At 62.9% G+C, this 16,623-nt stretch carries 15 protein-coding genes and 1 pseudogene; 11 read left to right on the top strand and 5 right to left on the bottom strand.

Features of this window, described 5'->3' with window-relative positions; all coding sequences use genetic code 11:
• Nucleotides 1-7 precede the first annotated feature (7 nt).
• The 9 genes from AC0KTM_RS14430 (at nt 8) to AC0KTM_RS14390 (ending at nt 10,280) form a co-directional block, all read left to right on the top strand.
• On the top strand, nt 8-922 hold the full coding sequence (locus AC0KTM_RS14430; protein WP_225327599.1) for a sulfotransferase family protein: 915 nt from the start codon (nt 8-10) through the stop codon (nt 920-922).
• Nucleotides 923-1,278: 356 nt separating this feature from the next.
• A complete protein-coding gene (locus tag AC0KTM_RS14425; RefSeq protein WP_238956223.1) occupies nt 1,279-2,289 on the top strand; it encodes a sulfotransferase family protein in 1,011 nt (336 codons plus the stop codon).
• Between the two features lie 172 nt (nt 2,290-2,461).
• The gene (locus AC0KTM_RS14420) at nt 2,462-3,565 is read left to right on the top strand and encodes an NAD-dependent epimerase/dehydratase family protein (protein WP_225327600.1); all 1,104 of its coding nucleotides are present in this window, start codon (nt 2,462-2,464) and stop codon (nt 3,563-3,565) included.
• A 151-nt stretch (nt 3,566-3,716) separates the two neighbouring features.
• Nucleotides 3,717-4,523 carry a TylF/MycF/NovP-related O-methyltransferase gene (locus AC0KTM_RS14415; protein WP_472417482.1) on the top strand — a complete coding sequence of 269 codons (807 nt, stop codon included), beginning with the start codon at nt 3,717-3,719 and terminating at the stop codon, nt 4,521-4,523.
• 92 nt (nt 4,524-4,615) lie between these two features.
• Nucleotides 4,616-5,884, top strand: coding sequence for a glycosyltransferase (locus AC0KTM_RS14410; RefSeq protein WP_225327563.1), 1,269 nt, complete (start codon nt 4,616-4,618; stop codon nt 5,882-5,884).
• A 411-nt stretch (nt 5,885-6,295) separates the two neighbouring features.
• Complete coding sequence (locus tag AC0KTM_RS14405) at nt 6,296-7,582, top strand: glycosyltransferase (RefSeq protein ID WP_472415951.1); 1,287 nt, start codon at nt 6,296-6,298, stop codon at nt 7,580-7,582.
• Between the two features lie 97 nt (nt 7,583-7,679).
• Nucleotides 7,680-8,486 (top strand): TylF/MycF/NovP-related O-methyltransferase, encoded by an 807-nt coding sequence (locus tag AC0KTM_RS14400; protein WP_225327565.1) that lies wholly within the window; start codon nt 7,680-7,682, stop codon nt 8,484-8,486.
• Nucleotides 8,487-8,601: 115 nt separating this feature from the next.
• On the top strand, nt 8,602-9,405 hold the full coding sequence (locus AC0KTM_RS14395; protein ID WP_472415950.1) for a class I SAM-dependent methyltransferase: 804 nt from the start codon (nt 8,602-8,604) through the stop codon (nt 9,403-9,405).
• Between the two features lie 95 nt (nt 9,406-9,500).
• Complete coding sequence (locus AC0KTM_RS14390) at nt 9,501-10,280, top strand: SDR family NAD(P)-dependent oxidoreductase (protein WP_238956221.1); 780 nt, start codon at nt 9,501-9,503, stop codon at nt 10,278-10,280.
• 7 nt (nt 10,281-10,287) lie between these two features.
• Here AC0KTM_RS14390 and AC0KTM_RS14385 read toward each other — a convergent pair whose 3' ends face one another.
• From AC0KTM_RS14385 to AC0KTM_RS14370, 4 genes are all read right to left on the bottom strand, one after another.
• The gene (locus tag AC0KTM_RS14385; protein ID WP_238956220.1) at nt 10,288-11,544 is read right to left on the bottom strand and encodes a glycosyltransferase; all 1,257 of its coding nucleotides are present in this window, start codon (nt 11,542-11,544) and stop codon (nt 10,288-10,290) included.
• A 258-nt stretch (nt 11,545-11,802) separates the two neighbouring features.
• Nucleotides 11,803-12,885 (bottom strand): glycosyltransferase family 4 protein, encoded by a 1,083-nt coding sequence (locus tag AC0KTM_RS14380; protein WP_368834479.1) that lies wholly within the window; start codon nt 12,883-12,885, stop codon nt 11,803-11,805.
• Nucleotides 12,882-13,934: a GDP-mannose 4,6-dehydratase gene (locus AC0KTM_RS14375; RefSeq protein WP_472415948.1), complete on the bottom strand. Its 1,053-nt coding sequence runs from the start codon at nt 13,932-13,934 to the stop codon at nt 12,882-12,884. Before AC0KTM_RS14375 ends, AC0KTM_RS14380 begins: the two co-directional genes overlap by 4 nt.
• 440 nt (nt 13,935-14,374) lie before the next feature.
• On the bottom strand, nt 14,375-14,599 hold the full coding sequence (locus tag AC0KTM_RS14370; RefSeq protein ID WP_472415947.1) for a hypothetical protein: 225 nt from the start codon (nt 14,597-14,599) through the stop codon (nt 14,375-14,377).
• 101 nt (nt 14,600-14,700) lie between these two features.
• Here AC0KTM_RS14370 and AC0KTM_RS14365 point away from each other — a divergent pair, with 101 nt between their 5' ends.
• Both AC0KTM_RS14365 and AC0KTM_RS14360 read left to right on the top strand, forming a co-directional pair.
• On the top strand, nt 14,701-15,588 hold the full coding sequence (locus AC0KTM_RS14365) for a glycosyltransferase family 2 protein (RefSeq protein ID WP_472415946.1): 888 nt from the start codon (nt 14,701-14,703) through the stop codon (nt 15,586-15,588).
• A gap of 41 nt (nt 15,589-15,629) precedes the next feature.
• A pseudogene (locus tag AC0KTM_RS14360) lies at nt 15,630-15,775 on the top strand (IS3-like element IS987 family transposase); the annotation flags it as partial.
• Nucleotides 15,776-15,828: 53 nt separating this feature from the next.
• Here AC0KTM_RS14360 and AC0KTM_RS14355 read toward each other — a convergent pair.
• Nucleotides 15,829-16,620, bottom strand: coding sequence for a cephalosporin hydroxylase family protein (locus AC0KTM_RS14355; RefSeq protein ID WP_472415944.1), 792 nt, complete (start codon nt 16,618-16,620; stop codon nt 15,829-15,831).
• Between the last annotated feature and the right edge of the window lie 3 nt (nt 16,621-16,623).

Here is a 16,623-nt window from a genome sequence, read left to right as displayed (position 1 = left end):
GCTGGGAATGGCGAGGTCCGGGACGTCGGCGCTGACCCGGGTCTTGTCGCTGTGCGGCAGCACGCTGCCGGCCGGAATGTGCGGCGCCGACGGCAACAACCCGCGCGGTTATTGGGAGCCACGCGCCGCGATCATGCTCAACGAAACGATCATGCGCCGCCACGGCAGCAACTGGTACGACCCGACGCTTCGCCTGCAGGAGGAGTGCGCGTTCGGCGCCGAAGAGAAGGCGGCCTGCATCGCGGAGATCGCGGCGTATCTGGGCACACTGCCGACGGCGCCGCTGGTGGTCATCAAGGAGCCGAGGATCACGGCGCTGTCCGGCCTCTGGTTCGAGGCGGCGCGCCAGGTCGGCTTCGACATCGCCGCCGTGATTGCGGTGCGCCACCCGCAAGAGGTTGTCGCCTCGGCGGCGAAATACGTGGACACCTCGCCGGAGCTGTCGAGCGCCTTGTGGCTCAAATACAACCTGCTCGCCGAGCGGCACACCCGCGGTATGCCGCGCGTGTTCGTCGACTACGGCAACCTCCTCGACGACTGGAAACGAGAGGTGAAGCGCATTGCCGCCACGCTGGAAATCGATTTGGACGCCGTCGACGAAAGCGCCGTCGAGGAGTTTCTCACCCCCGAACTTCGACGCCAGCGATACGGCGGCCCGGTGGCGGACCATTTCGGCGCGGACTGGATCTCCGCCGTCTATGAGGCACTGCGCGGGGCCGCGCAGGACTTCCCCCTGCACGTAGCGACCCTGGACCGGGTTTTCGAGTCGTATCAGGCGGGCGAGCGTGATTTCCGCATGGCGTTCACGGAATTCCACGCCCGCACCAACAGCTTGGTTCGCCGGGTGTTCAGGCCGTTCATCGTGAAGCGGATCCTCGAGGTCGCCGCGATGGTGCACCGGCGCCGGGGAGCCTGGGCGTAGACAAAAGACTCCAAAGATTAAGTACGCAAAACAGTTTCGTAAAAGCGCCGCCTGGATCGTGTGGTCGGGTTATAGTCCTTAGCGGGCGCAATGATTGATGGTTCTCACCGGGGGGCAGAAGTTGCCGGTCACAAGTCAAGCCTGACTCCGCAAGAGGAGTGCGGTATCGCCTTCTCTTTGCCAAAGTCGTTGAGCAGGCTGTGATTTGGTCTCTGACATCGTGGCACGCGCGACGGTGTCAATTTCGAACGGTTGCTGCGCGTTGATCGCGCGTACACCACCTCGGAAACCCCTGGATATCAACCGAACTCCGAAAGTCGCCCACGTGCGCGACCAGTGAAAGGTTTGGATTCGCGATGAGATTGGCCCGCATCACCAAGCCCGTCGAAAACGCCTTGACTTCCCCCAACCAGGTCGGCTCCGGGAACCGCCCGGTCGCCCTCTTCGTGCTGGGACCGCAACGGTCGGGAACATCGGCGCTCACCCGGGTGCTCTCGCTGTGCGGTGGCACGCTGCCGGCCGCGATGCTGGGCGCCGACGCCAACAATCCGCTCGGGTATTGGGAACCGCGAGCGGCCATCTCGCTCAACGAAACGATCCTGCGCCGTCTCGGGACCAATTGGTACGACCCCTCACTTCGCTTTCTCGATCGAGGTTCGCCCGACAAGGAGAGCAAGGCCTGCATCGCCAAAGTCGCCGAATATCTGTCCACGCTGCCGGCGGCGCCGCTCGTGGTGATCAAAGAACCGAGGATCACGACACTGTCCAACCTGTGGTTCGAGGCGGCGCGCATGGCGGGGTTCGACGTCGCCTCGGTGATCGCGGTACGTCATCCGCAAGAGGTCATTTCGTCGATCGCGAAGGCCTGGCACGTCTCTCCCGCGCTCGCGAGCGCCTTGTGGTTGAAATGCAACATCCTGGCCGAACGAAATTCACGCGGCGTACCGCGGGTTTTCGTCGACTACGCGAACCTCCTCGACGACTGGCGCCGGGAAATGAAGCGCATCTCCGCGGAACTGCCGGTCGAACTGCATGCCCAGGACGAGGACGCCGTTGAGCGATTCCTCACCCCTGGTCTGCATCGGCAGCGGCACTGCGGCCCGGTGACGGATCTTTTCGGCGCCGATTGGATTTCCACGATCTACGAAGCGCTTCGCGAGGCCGCGCAGGACGACCCCATCGACACGTCAACGTTGGACCGCGTTTTCGAGTCCTACCGGGCGAGCGAGCGTGATTTCCGTAAGGCGTACGAGGATTTTCACGGCTTGTCCAACAGCATGCTGTTCCGGGTTTTGCGGCCGGCCATCGCGAGGCCGGTGATGGAGGTCGTCGCACTGGCCCACCGGCACAGGGGGACTTGGGCGTAGCGCCTTTTCGTGCATGTGGCGCGCCCCGATGCGCCGGCGATCTGCTTGGCAGAATCGTCGGATGCGGCGGTAAGTGCCCGATATGATCGACCGGATGGCGATCTCGGCGAGTGTGCCGATCGCATATTTTCCTCAGCATCCGAACGGAAGGCGTCGATTCGTGTCAGCGTCCGTGCTCATCACCGGTGGGGCGGGATTCATCGGGTCGGCGCTCGCCCGTCGTCTCATCGAGGCCGGATACGACGTCGCCGTGATGGACGTGCTGCATCCACAGGTGCACGGGGGAGATCGGCCGATCGAGCTGCCGGAGTCGGTGCGGTTGTTCACCGGGGACGTCACGCACGCGCCCGACTTCGACGCGGTGCTGCGGTTGTTCCGTCCGTCCCAGGTCGTCCACCTGGCCGCCGAGACGGGCACCGCGCAATCGCTGTCCGAGGCGACGCGGCACGGCTCGGTGAACGTCGTGGGAACCACCCAGCTTCTCGACGCCTTGAGCCGCTCGGGACACGTGCCCGAACAACTCGTCCTGGCGTCATCGAGGGCGGTGTACGGCGAGGGCTCATGGCAGTCCGGCTCGCAGATCTTCTACCCGCGACCCCGCAGCCACGCGCAACTCGTCGCGGGTCTCTGGGATCCGCAAGGCCCCGCGGGTGAAGAGGCGGTGCCGCTGCCGAGCCGCGCCGACCGAACCGAACCCCGGCCCACCAACGTCTACGCCGCGACCAAACTCGCCCAAGAGCACCTGTTGGCCGCGTGGACGTCCGCGCACGACACCAACCTCAGCGTGCTGCGTTTGCAGAACGTCTACGGTCCCGGCCAGTCGCTGACCAATTCGTACACCGGGATCGTCGCCCTCTTCGCGCGGCTGGCGCGCCAGGGGCTTGCGTTGGAGGTATACGAAGACGGCCGCATCGTGCGCGATTTCGTCTACATCGACGCCGTCGTCGATGCCCTCTTCGCGGCGGTCCAGCGCCCGGCAACCCAGCCGCGCTGCCTCGACATCGGGTCCGGCCAGGCCACCACCATCCACGAGTTGGCCAACAAGATCGCCGCCATGTGCGGCGCGCCCGAACCGACCGTCGTCGCGAAATTCCGCGACGGCGACGTACGCGCCGCGAGCTGCGACATCGAGCCGGCGATCAACGAGCTCGGCTGGCGCCCCGCGGGGTCGCTCGATGACGGTTTGCGCGCGCTGCTCGACTGGATCGCCGAACGGCCCGAGGCCGCGTCGAACGAATCCGGCCGTCGCGTCGTGGAACAGGCGGGACAGCGCTAAGAGGTCCGGCCTGGAGCGGCTGGCGGTAGCCGAAGCAGTGCTTTTTTACGCCTATGATGGTTGCTACTCCCCGGTAGGGGCAGGGACGGATCACTCACCGCCAGTCTTTCATTTGAACCAGGGGGCAGCCTTGACCGTGACCGATCGTGACATGCGGTCTCCGTTCCTCGATACCCGATCCGCGTATCTTGACCTGCTGCGACGTAACCTCACCCGGTACGGCAGCGACGAGTTGGTGCCGGTGGGCTGGGACCGTCTGGGGCGCCGTCTCTTCAGCACCCGCAGCCTGATGCTGGTCCGCAAGCGTCCGTTCAACGAGCACGCCCGGAAGTTGGGCCTGGATTGGCCGGCCGACGCACTGACGATGATCGGCATGCAGCGGTTGACCAGCCTGCAGCGCTGCGTGGAAACGGTTCTGACGGAAGACGTCCCCGGTGACCTGGTCGAGTGCGGGGTGTGGCGTGGTGGGGCGTCGATTCTGATGCGCGCCGTGTTGTCCGCCTACGGGGACGAGAAGCGATCCGTGTGGCTATGCGATTCATTCGAAGGGGTGCCGCCACCGGACACCGCGCACTACGAAGCGGACAAAGGCATCAACTTGCATCGCGCCGCCGGGGTGCTCGCGGTATCCGAAGCGCAAGTCAGGGCGAATTTCGAACACTACGGGCTGCTCGATGACCGCGTTCGTTTTGTTCCGGGGTGGTTCAAAGACACGCTGCAGGATGCGCCGATCGATCGCATTTCCGTCCTGCGGCTCGATGGTGACCTTTATGAGTCGACGATCCAGGCCCTCGATGCCCTCTACCCGCGACTCTCGTCGGGCGGGTATTGCATCATCGACGATTACCACGCCATCGACGCATGTCGGCAGGCCGTAGCGGATTACCGCACGGCTCACGGCGTCACCGCAGAGATCGAGGAAATCGACGGCACCGGCGTGCTGTGGCGCAAGCCGTGACGATCGCGCAAACCGGTGCAGTGGGGATTCGGCGCTATTTAAAGTGATCGGTGCATCACCGTGATGGCGCAACCGAAGGGCTTTGATCCGCGATGAAATGTGTGCTCGCCAGCTATGGAACGCGCGGCGATATCGAGCCTTCCGTGGTTGTCGCCCGTGAACTGCAGCGCAGAGGGCATGACATGGTCATGGCCGTCCCGCCCGACTCGGTGAGCTTCACCGAAGCGGCGGGTCTGACCGCGGTCCCTTACGGGCTGGAATCGCAGGCCTGGCTGGACGTCTACCGCAACTTCTGGACCTCGTTCTTCCGCGGATTCTGGAAGATCCAGGAGATGCGCGGCATGTGGCGCGAGATGTGGGATCTCAGTGACCAGTGCTGGGCGCAGATGAACACCACGCTGATGTCGCTGGCGGACGGCGCCGACCTGCTGTTCGCCGGGCAGAGTTACCAGGAGACCGCCGCCAACGTCGCGGAGTATTACGACCTTCCGCTGGCCACGCTGCATCACGTCCCCATGCGGCCCAACGGCCAGGTCGTTTCGATGCTGCCGCCGCCGCTGGCCCGCTCGGCAATGACGGCGTTCGACTGGTACTGCTGGCGCCTGAACAAAAAGGTCGAGGACACCCAGCGCCGGGAACTCGGGCTGCCGAAGGCGACAGCGCCGTCACCGCGGCGGATCGCCGACCGCGGATCGCTGGAAATCCAGGCCTACGACGAGGCCTGTTTTCCCGGGCTGGCCGACGAATGGGCGAAATGGGACGGCCTGCGACCCTTTGTCGGCACGCTGACGATGGAGCTGACCACCGAGGCCGACGACGACGTGATGTCCTGGATCCACGCGGGGACACCGCCGATCTGCTTCGGATTCGGCAGCATGCCGGTCGAATCTCCGGCCGACACCGTCGACATGATCAGCTCCGCCTGCACGCAGCTGGGCGAGCGGGCGTTGCTCTGCGCCGGCAGGAGCGACTTCAGCGGCGTCCCCCTTCCCGATCACGTCAAGGTGGTGGGCCCGGTGAACTATGCGACGATCTTTCCCGCCTGCCGCGCGGTCGTTCATCACGGCGGCTCGGGAACCACCGCGGCCAGCCTGCGCGCCGGGGTCCCCACGCTGATCCTGTCGATGGACGCCAACCAGACCATCTGGGGCGCTCAGCTCAAACGGCTGAAAGTTGGTACCACACGGCGATTTTCGGCCACCGATCGCAAATCACTAGTGGGGGATCTGAGCCGGATCCTCGCCCCGGATTACGCCCGGCGCGCTCGCGAGATCGCCGCCCGGATGACCAAGCCGGCGGACAGTGTAATCAAGGCCGCCGACGTCGTGGAGCAGTTCGTCAGCTCGCGGAGTCGCGCCTGATCGTCCGGCCGGCTCATGGCAGTTGTACTGGGGAAACGGCCAAATCCGGTGGCCTTTCGGCGTACGCAGGCAACCGGTACGACTTCTCGCTTTTCAAGACACGATGTGGATCGTCTGGCACACTGACGTGAGAACAGGCGACGACGCCCGGGGGTCGGCCATACCTGCCCAAGGGTCGTCATATCTCGACTACCGGGGGGCTAGGGCGATGAGGTTGGCTTCGTCGCACTCGGCTCGCCGGTGCGCGTACTATCCCGCTCGGGCGCGGGCCCTCAAATCCATTGCGAAACAACGACAACCAAATGCCTCTGACGAAACCACGGGACCAATGGCGGGCCGCAGATTACCGAGCGGAAACGCCGCAGTCAAAGTTGCCCGTGCCGTCGGAGATTGATTAAGGTAACAGTCGCGATGAAATTTGCTGTGGCAAGCTATGGGACGCGTGGCGATATCGAGCCTTGCCTCACCATCGGTCGTGAGCTGATACGCAGAGGCCACTCGGTACGCATGGCCGTGCCGCCCAATCTTGTCGATCTGGCCGAGGAGGCCGGTGTCCCGGCGATCCCGTACGGGCCGGATATGCATGACTTTTGGAGCGACGAGTTCATCCGCGACTTCTTCAAGAATTTCCTCCGGGGCCCGGTCAAGTTGATACGGGAAGCCTGGGAACCGGTACTGAAGAACTGGCAGGAAATGAGCTCGGCGCTGATGTCGGTGGGCGCCGGAGCCGATTTGCTGTTCACCGGGCAGCTCTACCAGGATTTGGCGATCAACGTCGCCGACTATTACGGCATCCCGATGGCCACATTGCACTACATCCCGATGCGGCCCAACGGCCAGGTTGTTCCGGGGGTGCCCGGGCCCATGGTCCGCACCGGAATGGCCGTGTACGACTGGATGTGCTGGCGGATGAACAAGAAGGCCGAGGATCGTCAGCGGCGCGAGTTCGGCCTCCCCACCGCAACGGTGGCCTCGCCGCGGCGGATCGCCGAGCGGGGGTCGCTGGAAATCCAGGCCTACGACGACGTTTGCTTCCCCCGACTGGCCCACGAATGGGCGAAGTGGGGTGGTCAGCGGCCGTTTGTGGGCTCGCTGACCATGGAACTGACGACCGAATGCGACGACGAGGTGTTGGGGTGGATCGCCCAGGGCACCCCTCCGATCTGCTTCGGCTTCGGCAGCATGCCGGTCGCCGAGTCGCCCGCCGACACGGTGAGAATGATCGGCGCCGCCTGCGCGGAGCTGGGGGAGCGGGCGTTGATCTGCTCCGGCTGGAGCGACTTCAGCGACGTTCCCCACCTGGATCACGTCAAGGTCGTCGGCGTGGTCAACTACACGAAAATCTTTCCCGCCTGTCGCGCGGTCGTTCATCACGGTGGCTCGGGCACCACGGCCGCCGGCCTGCGCGCGGGGATCCCCTCGCTGATCCTCTGGACGGCAGGCGACCAGCCGATGTGGGGGTCGCGCGTCAAACACCTGAAGGTCGGCACATCCCGACGGTTCTCGAGCTCCACCCCCGAAACTCTGATTGCCGATCTGCGGACGATCCTTGCCCCGGAGTACGCCACCCGCGCCCGTGAACTGGCGACCCGGATGACCAAACCCGCCGAGAGCGCAGGGCGCGCCGTCGATCTGCTGGAAGAATTCGCTCGTTCGGGGCGCTGTGTTCCCGGGGTATCGACAGAGCGAAGTCGCTGAGCAGACGGTGACGGATACACTGCGAAACGCATTGATGGCATCGAGGGACGTCTAGGCTCTCTACCGGTATTACTGGCACGCGGAGTTGGGGGTAGTTTTGGCCGTGACTGATCACGACACGCGGTTCGCATACCTCGATCTGCTCCGGCGCGACCTCACCAGATACGGCAGCGACGAGCTGGTGCCGGTGGGGCTGTACCGCCTGGGGCGCCCCCTGTTCAGTACGCGCAACCTGCTGCTGGTGCGCAAACGGCCGTTCAACAAACAGGCGCGCGACTTGGGCCTGGACTGGCCGGCCGATGCCTTGACGATGATCGGGATGCAGCGGCTCACCAGTCTGCAGCACTGCGTGGAGACGGTCCTGCAAGAGGACGTGCCCGGCGATCTGGTCGAGTGCGGCGTGTGGCGCGGCGGCGCTTCCATCTTGATGCGTGCCGTGTTGGCGGCATACGGCGACGAGAAGCGCACCGTATGGTTGTGCGATTCGTTTGCCGGAGTCCCGCCCCCCGACACCGTCAATTACAAAGCGGATAAAGGGATCAGGCTGCATCGCCACGCGCGCATCCTGGGGGTGCCCCAAGAGCACGTCAAGGCGAATTTCGAGCGCTACGGGTTGCTGGATGACCAGGTGCGTTTTCTTCCGGGTTGGTTCAAGGACACCCTGCAGGACGCCCCGATCGACCGCATTTCCGTGCTCCGGCTCGACGGCGACCTTTACGAGTCGACGATTCAGGCGCTCGACGCGCTCTACCCGCGGCTGGCGCCCGGAGGCTTTTGTATCGTCGACGACTACCACGCGATCAAGGCGTGCGCGCAGGCCGTGACGGACTACCGCGCCAAGCATGGGATAACCGACGAGATCGTCGAGATCGACGGCACCGGCGTGCTGTGGCGTAAGTCCTGAAGAGAACGCTGAAACATTAGGTGTACGAGATGGTTTGCCCTTTGGTGCAGGGTAGGCGAAACACGATCATGATGAACCGCTTCCGTTCCCCCCGGGGACGGCACGCGCCGATGCTATGGTTGCCGCCGTGGCAACTGGGCTGACAACCGGCACCCGCCTGCGGATGTGGTGGGTGCGCACCGAATACTGGCTCGCGCGCACGCTGTTGCCTGACGTCTACGCCAACGATGCGTTGATCACGTTCAACAACTTTCATGCGTTCCTCGATGATCCCGAATTCCGGCGTGCCTACCAGCGTGGTGCCCGCTCCCTCGGCAACGAGGATTGGTACCAGTGGCAGTGGCGCGTGCACGTGGGGCTGTGGGCGGCGGCCAGCGCCAGCCAGCTCGAGGGCGACTTCGTCGAGTGCGGCGTCAGTTACGGGTTTTTGAGCAGCGCGATCATGGAGTACCTCGACTGGGATCGGCTGGGCAAGACGTTCTACCTGCTCGACACCTTCGCCGGTCTCGACCCGCGGTTCGTCACCGAGAACGAACGCCAGGCCGGGGCGCTGGAGACCAGCAAAGGACACCTGCGCAACGGGATGTACGTCAACGGGGTGGACAGCGTCCGCGCCAATTTCGCGGAATGGAAAAACCAGCGCATCATCGTCGGCGCGGTTCCGGAGACACTCGAGCAGGTCGATGCGCCGTCGGTGGCGTACCTGCACATCGACATGAACTGCGCTCGCCCCGAAGTCGCTGCGCTGCGGTTCTTTTGGCCGCGGCTCACTCCCGGCGCCTTCGTGCTGCTGGATGACTACGCGAACCGGGGACGCGACGAGCAGCGCGCCGCCATGGACCAGGTCGCCGGCGAACTGGGTGTGAAGATCTGTACACTGCCCACCGGCCAGGGCCTGCTCATCAAGCCGGCTCGCTAGGCGAAACAGGCCTTCTCCCAACGTTTTTAGCTCGCTGGATCGCCCGTTGTTGCCCGATCGGGTTTCATGGTCTTTCACACGGGTAGGCCTCTGTTATGGCATTAGCATTGATCACGGGCGCGTCCAGTGGAATCGGTCTCGAGCTAGCGGAGCTTTTCGCCCAGCGGGGATATGACCTGGTGGTGGCCGCCGAAAACGACGGCATCTACCCGGCGTCCACCACGTTGTCCCGGTGGGGCGTTGATGTGCGGCCTGTACAGGTTGACCTACGTACCCCGGAAGGCGTCGAACAGCTCTATCAGCAGGTCGCAGAAGGTGATCGGCCGCTCGACGCGGCCGCGCTGAACGCCGGCATCGGCGGCGGCGGGAGTTTCGTCGAGGGCGACCTGGCACACGACATATCCATCATCGACCTCAACGTGAAGTCGACCGTGCACCTGGCCAAGCTCGTGCTGCGTAACATGACGCGGCGCGACGCGGGGAAGGTGCTGCTCACCTCGTCGCTGGCGTCGATGGCGCCCGGACCTTTCGAGGCCGTTTATCATGCCTCCAAGTCGTTCGTTCAGTCCTTCGCCGGGGCGTTGCAGGACGAATTGCGTGATACCGGAATCACTATCACCTCCCTGCTACCCGGCACCATCGAGACCAACTTCTTCAACCGCGCGGGTATGGACGAGACACGCGCGGGGCAAAAGCCGAAGGACGACCCGGCCGAGGTCGCCAGGCAGGGCTTCGAGGCGATGATGCGGGGCGACCGCAGGGTCGTCGGTGGCTCGTTGACCACCAAAACCGTGGGTGTGGCCCTGCGCTTCCTGCCCGATTCGCTCAAGGCGGTCGCCAGCCGGATGAATTCCACGCCCGCCGGGCGGCGATGAAGCGGCCTCAGCCAACCACTTTCCGGCGGACGGCTTCCTCCAAGAGGTCGGCGGTGGTCCCGATGCTCTCGGCGGGCTTGCTCATCCGGGCGGAGAGTTCCCGGGCTCTGGTCGCGTAGTCTGGGGCGAGGATGGTGTGCAAATCCGACACCAGAGATTCTCGGGTGGTGGCCGAAAAGCGCCGGGCGGCACCTACTTTCAAGCGTTTGATCTGGGCCGCCCAATACGGCTGATCGGCCGAACTCCACAGGGCCAGGGTCGGGGTGCCCGCTCGCAGGCTCGCGGCGGTGGTGCCCGAACCGCCGTGATGAACGACGGCACGGCAGGCGGGAAAGATGGACGCGTAGTTCACCGGTCCGACGACTTTGACGTGGTCGAAATGCGGCACGTCGCTGAATTCCGTTCCGCCGAAGCAAATCAGAGCCCGCTCGCCCAGCTGTGCGCACGCCGCGCCGATCATTTCGACGGTGGCGGTGGGGGATTCGACCGGTATGCTCCCCGACCCGAAGCAGATGGGGGGTGTCCCCGAGGCGATCCACGAGGCGACGTCGTCGTCGGCGTCGGTCGTCAACTCCATCGTCAGGGCGCCGACGAACGGACGGCGGCTGCCCCATTTCGCCCATTCGGCGGCCAAGCCGGGGAAGAACACGTCGTCGTAGGTTTGGATTTCCAGCCAACCGCGGTCGGCGATCCGTCGCTGGGAACGGCGTGTCGCCTTGGGCAGCCCGAGTTCTCGGCGCTGCGCGTTGTCGATCTTTTTTGTCGCGCGCCAAAACAGCCACTCGAGCGTCGTCATCGTCGAGCGGACCAGCGGCGACGGCATGCTCGGCACCAGCTGGCCGTTGGCGCGCATGGGGAAGTGATGGAACGAGGCCAACGGAATGTCGTAGTACTCAGCCACATTGGCGGCGGCCTGCTCGAAATTCAGGCCGGTGGTGAGTAGGTCGGCGTCTTCCGCCAGCGACTTCAGCGTCGTGCTGGTATCGCCCCAGAACTTGATGAGCGGTTCCCAAATCTTGAGTATCGACCTGATCGGATGGCGGAAGGAATCCGACCACATGTTCCGCAGAAATTCCTCGTCGAGGAACTCCTGCACCGTGGGGCCGTAGGGGACCGCCGCCAGCCCGATCGACTCGACAAAGCCAACGAGTTCGGGGGGGACGGCCAGGCGAACGTCATGCCCGCGGCGCAGCAGTTCGCGGCCCACAGCGGCGGACGGCTCGATGTCGCCGCGAGTTCCGTAACTCGCCAGGGCAAATCTCATTGTTGGTCCCAGCCTTGCGTTCCTTGACTTCGAATGGGTCTGGTCGTTGTGCTGAGACTAGCTAATCGGCGCATCTCCAGTGTGAAGAAGACTGTGAAACCAGCGGGCAGCCTACCGCGTGAGCGATGTCGCCCCTGCGTCGTCGGCACTGTCGGCGACGGCGGCGCCGATTACTGATGGTGCTCGGCAGTGGTTGACCGCGGAGAATGGGCCAAGTCAACAAGGTGCCCAGGCAGCGGGTTGCGCACGGTCCTTCAATCAGACGATTTCGCGATAGATTCGTGCGGTGTCTGCGGCGCACTTGTCCCAGGAGAAGGCGGCGATGCGTTCATATCCACGCGCTCGCAGGTCTGCTTGCAGCGCCTCGTCGGTTGCGACGCGCTCAAGAGTAGTGCGTAATTCCTCGGGGCTATTGGGATCGAAATAGACGCCGGCGTCTGCGACTACTTCGGGGATCGATCCTGCGTTGCTGCACACAACCGGGCACCCGTGGCTCATGGCTTCGAGGGGTGGAATCCCGAATCCTTCGTATTTTGAGGGGCAGATGAACGCGGCGGCCGCCTGGTAATGTGCCGCGAGTTCGCGGTCGGAGCCTGACTCGAAACGCACCTGGTCGCCGATCCCCAGCCGATTGATTTCTTCCTGCTCGTCGCGGCGCAACGGGGGGCCGCCGAAGGCTATCAAATCGAATTCCCGCAGTACCGGCGAGCTGCTATACGCCTGCAACAACGTGCTGAAATTCTTATAGCCCCCTCGCAGTCCGACGTACAAGAGCGTCGGTCTTTGTCCGCGTAAACCGTCCTCGGCCGGGTCAGCTTCGGCAGTCAGCGAATAGCCAAGGTGCACGACACTGGTGCGCGCCGGGTCGATATCGTGAAGGCGCACCAGGTCTTGCCTGGTGTTCTCGGAGATGCAGATGATGTGGTCGGCGCGTTTCACCGCCGCGCGCTTGGCGGCAATCGCAAGTTTGGCGTTAGGCATGAAGAGCTCGTGGATCATGTCGTAGACCGTGAGGACGCGGCGCCGTGCCTTACCAAATGGTTTGGCGGAGAAATAGGTTTCGTGCACGATGTCGGGATTGGCTCCCCGCCATGCTAGGGGTGCGGCCAACCGGTTTGTCAGTCCGAGCGCAAGGGGGACGCCCGCGAATTGGGAGCGCACGTACTTGCCCCGCGTGAGGCCACGGGAGTCGTTCGCCAGGTAGTTGTTGATGTGCAGTGGGGCGATGACCGATGCCTCCACGCCGTGGGCGGGAAGGCGGCTTGCCAGTTCGACGAAATAGCGTGAAACCCCACCGTATCGCTGGTAAGCGAAGATGTGATGGTCGAATGCGACTTTCATAGGGGCTTCACTCCCGTGTGCTCGGCCTCAACCATGGCTTTGACGACGTCCTGCATTCGGTAGGTCGGCGACCAACCGAGAACGTCTCGGGCTCGGGACGCATCGCCGAGCCCTCCGGCGAGATCAGAAGGGCGCCTAAGCGCCTCGGAAAGATCGGTATGTTCTCGCCAGTCAAGGCCGAGGTGATTAAAGGCGGTCTGTGCGAATTCTTCGAGGGTGTGGCATTGTCCGGTGGCGATCACGAAGTCTGAGCCGCTGGGTTGTTGCAACATGCGCCACATCGCCTCGACATATTCAGGTGCCCATCCCCAGTCTCGTTTGATGGCAATGTTCCCCAGCGTCAAACGTGAGCGCTCGCCTTCGGCGATGCGGACCGCGGCGGCCACAATCTTCTTGGTCACGAAACGCTCGGGGCGCAAAGGGGATTCATGGTTGAACAATATGCCGGTGCTGGCGTGCAGCCCGTATGCCTCCCGGTAGTTGGCGACCAGCCAGTGTGCTGTGCTTTTCGCTACGGCGTAAGGGCTGCGGGGGCGAAAGGGTGTCTGCTCATTTGCCGGTTGGCCTTCGGTGTCTCCGAAGCATTCACTGGAGCCGGCGCTGTAAAAGCGGACGGGCTTATCTAGAAAACGTATCGCTTCGAGCAGGTTGATCGTGCCGACGGCCATGCTGTCCAGGGTTTCCACCGGCTGTTCAAACGATAGCCCGACTGAGCTTTGGCCGGCTAGGTTGTAGATCTCTTGGGGTTCGGTTTCCCGCAGTACGTTGAGCACGCTGCGGAAGTCATTGGCCGCCATGGATTCCAGGCGAACACGATCCCGGACTCCGAGCCGCACCAGGTTGGGGAAGCCACCGATCTGAGCGTCTCGCGAGGTGCCGATTACCTCGTAACCTTTGTCGAGCAGCAGGCGCGCCAGATAAGCGCCATCTTGGCCTGAAATGCCGCAGACAAGCGCTCGCAATAAACCCTCCTGGGGATCGTCCGCACCACCAAAAGTACCGAAGGAGAGAACAGTCCGAACGTACGCCACGTTTGGACCGATGAGCAATCCAACCCCCTTCGGTGCGCTGGCGAAAGATCGTCATCGTGCACCTGTCGTTGCCGCAGGTGAAGCTGGGCAGGCGCACCCGCAACCGGGTCGATGGCCCACCACCGGCAGATTGGCATTCGTTCGACATGATCACGCAGTTGGCCGGGCTCACCGCACGTCGGACAGACCGGATCGCGTTGGACCGGGCGGCAGTCGATCCAGGTCAGCTCCTCGGCGATCGCCGCACCAGCGATCGTCACCTCCAAACTCAATCGTGCGCATGATCGTGTCGGCAACAACGTTGAGCGGGCGGGCACTGGCCTCAAACACGGGCAACCTCGGCGGTGTGGTGGTCGAATATAGGAACCCGAATCGTCACCCACCGAGGCCCCACCTCAACTCAGCGACACGCAACCACCGTGATCAACCAACCACGCACTCTCATTTCGGAAGAGCCGTTAAACTCGTGGAGTCATTGCGCATCGCACAACCCGGCTCTGGTGATCCACATGGCGGCGCAGGCGTTTGTGCGGCGAAGTTATGCTGCGCCGTTCGAGGATGTCGGTTTCGGCATAGGCAGAAGAGTAGGAAGTGCGAATTGAGATGGGAAAGCGCCTGTGAACGAGCGCGAAAAACTTGGCGCTGAATGTGCCGAGGAAGTCGCCGAACAGGGCAAAACCCAAGAGCTTACGCTCCTTTCTTCTCAATGGATTTCCGCGTCCACTAGTGCTCGATACTCATACCATTTCGCCGCGCTTGACCGCGCGCAGGATCGCGGGTTCCTGTGCAGGAAGAAGTGAACGTGAATGGCCAAGTTCGAATAAGCATCGGCATTCCCGTCTACAATGGCGGGGCGTCTCTTGAGCAGGCTCTCAAATCTATATGTTCTCAGTCGTTCCGTGACTACGAGGTAATCATCTCCGACAATGCGTCCACAGATAATACTGCTCAAATCTGTCGAGAAATGGTTGCAATCAATCCCCGAATAAAATACCTTCGCCAAGAAAACAATATTGGCGCCGCTGCCAATTTCAAGTTCGTTTTGGATGAAGCAGTCGGTGAATATTTTCATTGGCTTGCCGCAGACGATACGCGGTCAGACAATTTCTTGGAATTGAATATCAACTTCCTGGAGGAAAATGCCGACTATGTAGCGTCAACCTGCCCGAACAGGTTCATGGGGCAGGCTGAAGCGGACAATGTCACCTTCTCGCTTGTCGGCACTCCGGGCGAACGCTTTGCGGGCTTTATGGATCACTGCTGGCAATCTCAAGCTGTGTACTACTCTGTGGTTCGGACCGCGATCCTGCGCCAATGTGATGTCATCGGTCAGTCATTCTGGGCGGCAGATTGGGCGATCGATCTGTTCCTTGCCTCGCGGGGAAACATAAATCGAACCGATGACGGCTGGATGGAACTCGGCGTGTCGGGAGCCAGTAGCCGCGCGGACGCATACCGTGTTCTCCGAGGCCGCCGCATCGAAGCTGTACTGCCGTTCTTCACTTTCTCGGCCTATGCGCTCAAATTGGCTAAGTCTTTCCCCCTGACCGACAGGGTGTCACTATTGTCTCGGCTCGTGCTACTCAACTGGCGCGTGGCCTATGGGAGAGTATTCACCGCGTTGTATCAGCGGTACAAGGCCGGTCTGCGCCCAATGTCGAGGGGCAACTGAATGTCGCGCAGTACCAAGAAGGTGTGCTCGATCTGAACGATGTTGTCCACCATACAGATCGGGGTTCTCAGTATACGTCCATCCGGTCAACGAGCGGCTCGCCGAGGCAGGCATCCAACCCTCGGTCGGAGCGGTCGGCAGCTCCTATGACAATGCGCTGGCCGAGACGATCAATGGTCTGTACAAGACAACCCGGCAAGCCTTGGCACAGCCTCGGTGGCCTATGACTGGATCGCGGCTTCAGCGCACGCGGCGCAGGAATCCATCAGGCGCCACGGTTATCTGCAACTTGTGCTGGATGTCGCGGTCAATCTCGAACTCGGGATGCGATTCCACAAACTCCCACACCGCCGTCTTTGGGTTGTTGCCTCGGCCCCACGGCCGGTCGGGGAAAGCATCCGCGCCCATGTCCTCGACGACGGTGTCGAATACCACGCAATAGCTATTCGGCGTCACCAGGGGTGCATAGGCGGCCAATTCAGCAAGGACATGCTCATGGGTGTGATTGCTGTCGAGGCAGACGAGCGTAGCCCCACGGCCGCGCGCCAGTTTGTGAACCTGTTGAATCGTTGCCGGCTCAATGCTCGACGCTTCAATCATCGAAATGTACCGCGACAGTGGATGGGCTTCGATCGCGGCACGATTGTGCGGACGTATCTCGATATCGACACCGATGACCTGCCGACTGGGAGTTCGCAGGTCGAGGGACGTGTCGTTGGTGATTGCGTCACACATGTCGAGCAGCGCGAGCATGGACGCGGTGAGGATCAGGGAACCCCCATGGGCGATTCCTGTCTCGACGATTACGTCGGGCTTAACCGCCCAAATCAACTCTTGCAGACAAACGATGTCCTGCGGGTACTGGATGATCGGTCGGCCGAGCCACTCGAAGTTGTAGGAGTACCGGCTTAGAGCACTCCGATTGAGCCATTCCGAAGACAGGCGAGCGAGCTCTCGATCTTCCGCGAGAGCTCGCACATTCTCGGTTACGCTTCGTTGATGGTCTGTCTGAGGTCGTTCGGCCACGGGCATGCC

Source organism: Mycobacterium sp. NTMscope_Eco_3 (genome assembly GCF_976985685.1).
The sequence above is the reverse complement of the archived record's forward strand: the minus strand, read 5'-3'. Positions and strand labels throughout refer to the sequence as shown.

Coding starts and splice junctions, on each gene's coding strand:
- AC0KTM_RS14405 (WP_472415951.1), top strand. CDS start 6,296: ATGAAATTTGCTGTGGCAAGCTATGGGACGCGTGGCGATATCGAGCCT.
- AC0KTM_RS14430 (WP_225327599.1), top strand. CDS start 8: ATGGCGAGGTCCGGGACGTCGGCGCTGACCCGGGTCTTGTCGCTGTGC.
- AC0KTM_RS14415 (WP_472417482.1), top strand. CDS start 3,717: ATGCGGTCTCCGTTCCTCGATACCCGATCCGCGTATCTTGACCTGCTG.
- AC0KTM_RS14380 (WP_368834479.1), bottom strand. CDS start 12,885: ATGAAAGTCGCATTCGACCATCACATCTTCGCTTACCAGCGATACGGT.
- AC0KTM_RS14390 (WP_238956221.1), top strand. CDS start 9,501: ATGGCATTAGCATTGATCACGGGCGCGTCCAGTGGAATCGGTCTCGAG.
- AC0KTM_RS14385 (WP_238956220.1), bottom strand. CDS start 11,544: ATGAGATTTGCCCTGGCGAGTTACGGAACTCGCGGCGACATCGAGCCG.
- AC0KTM_RS14425 (WP_238956223.1), top strand. CDS start 1,279: ATGAGATTGGCCCGCATCACCAAGCCCGTCGAAAACGCCTTGACTTCC.
- AC0KTM_RS14410 (WP_225327563.1), top strand. CDS start 4,616: ATGAAATGTGTGCTCGCCAGCTATGGAACGCGCGGCGATATCGAGCCT.
- AC0KTM_RS14395 (WP_472415950.1), top strand. CDS start 8,602: ATGGTTGCCGCCGTGGCAACTGGGCTGACAACCGGCACCCGCCTGCGG.
- AC0KTM_RS14355 (WP_472415944.1), bottom strand. CDS start 16,620: ATGCCCGTGGCCGAACGACCTCAGACAGACCATCAACGAAGCGTAACC.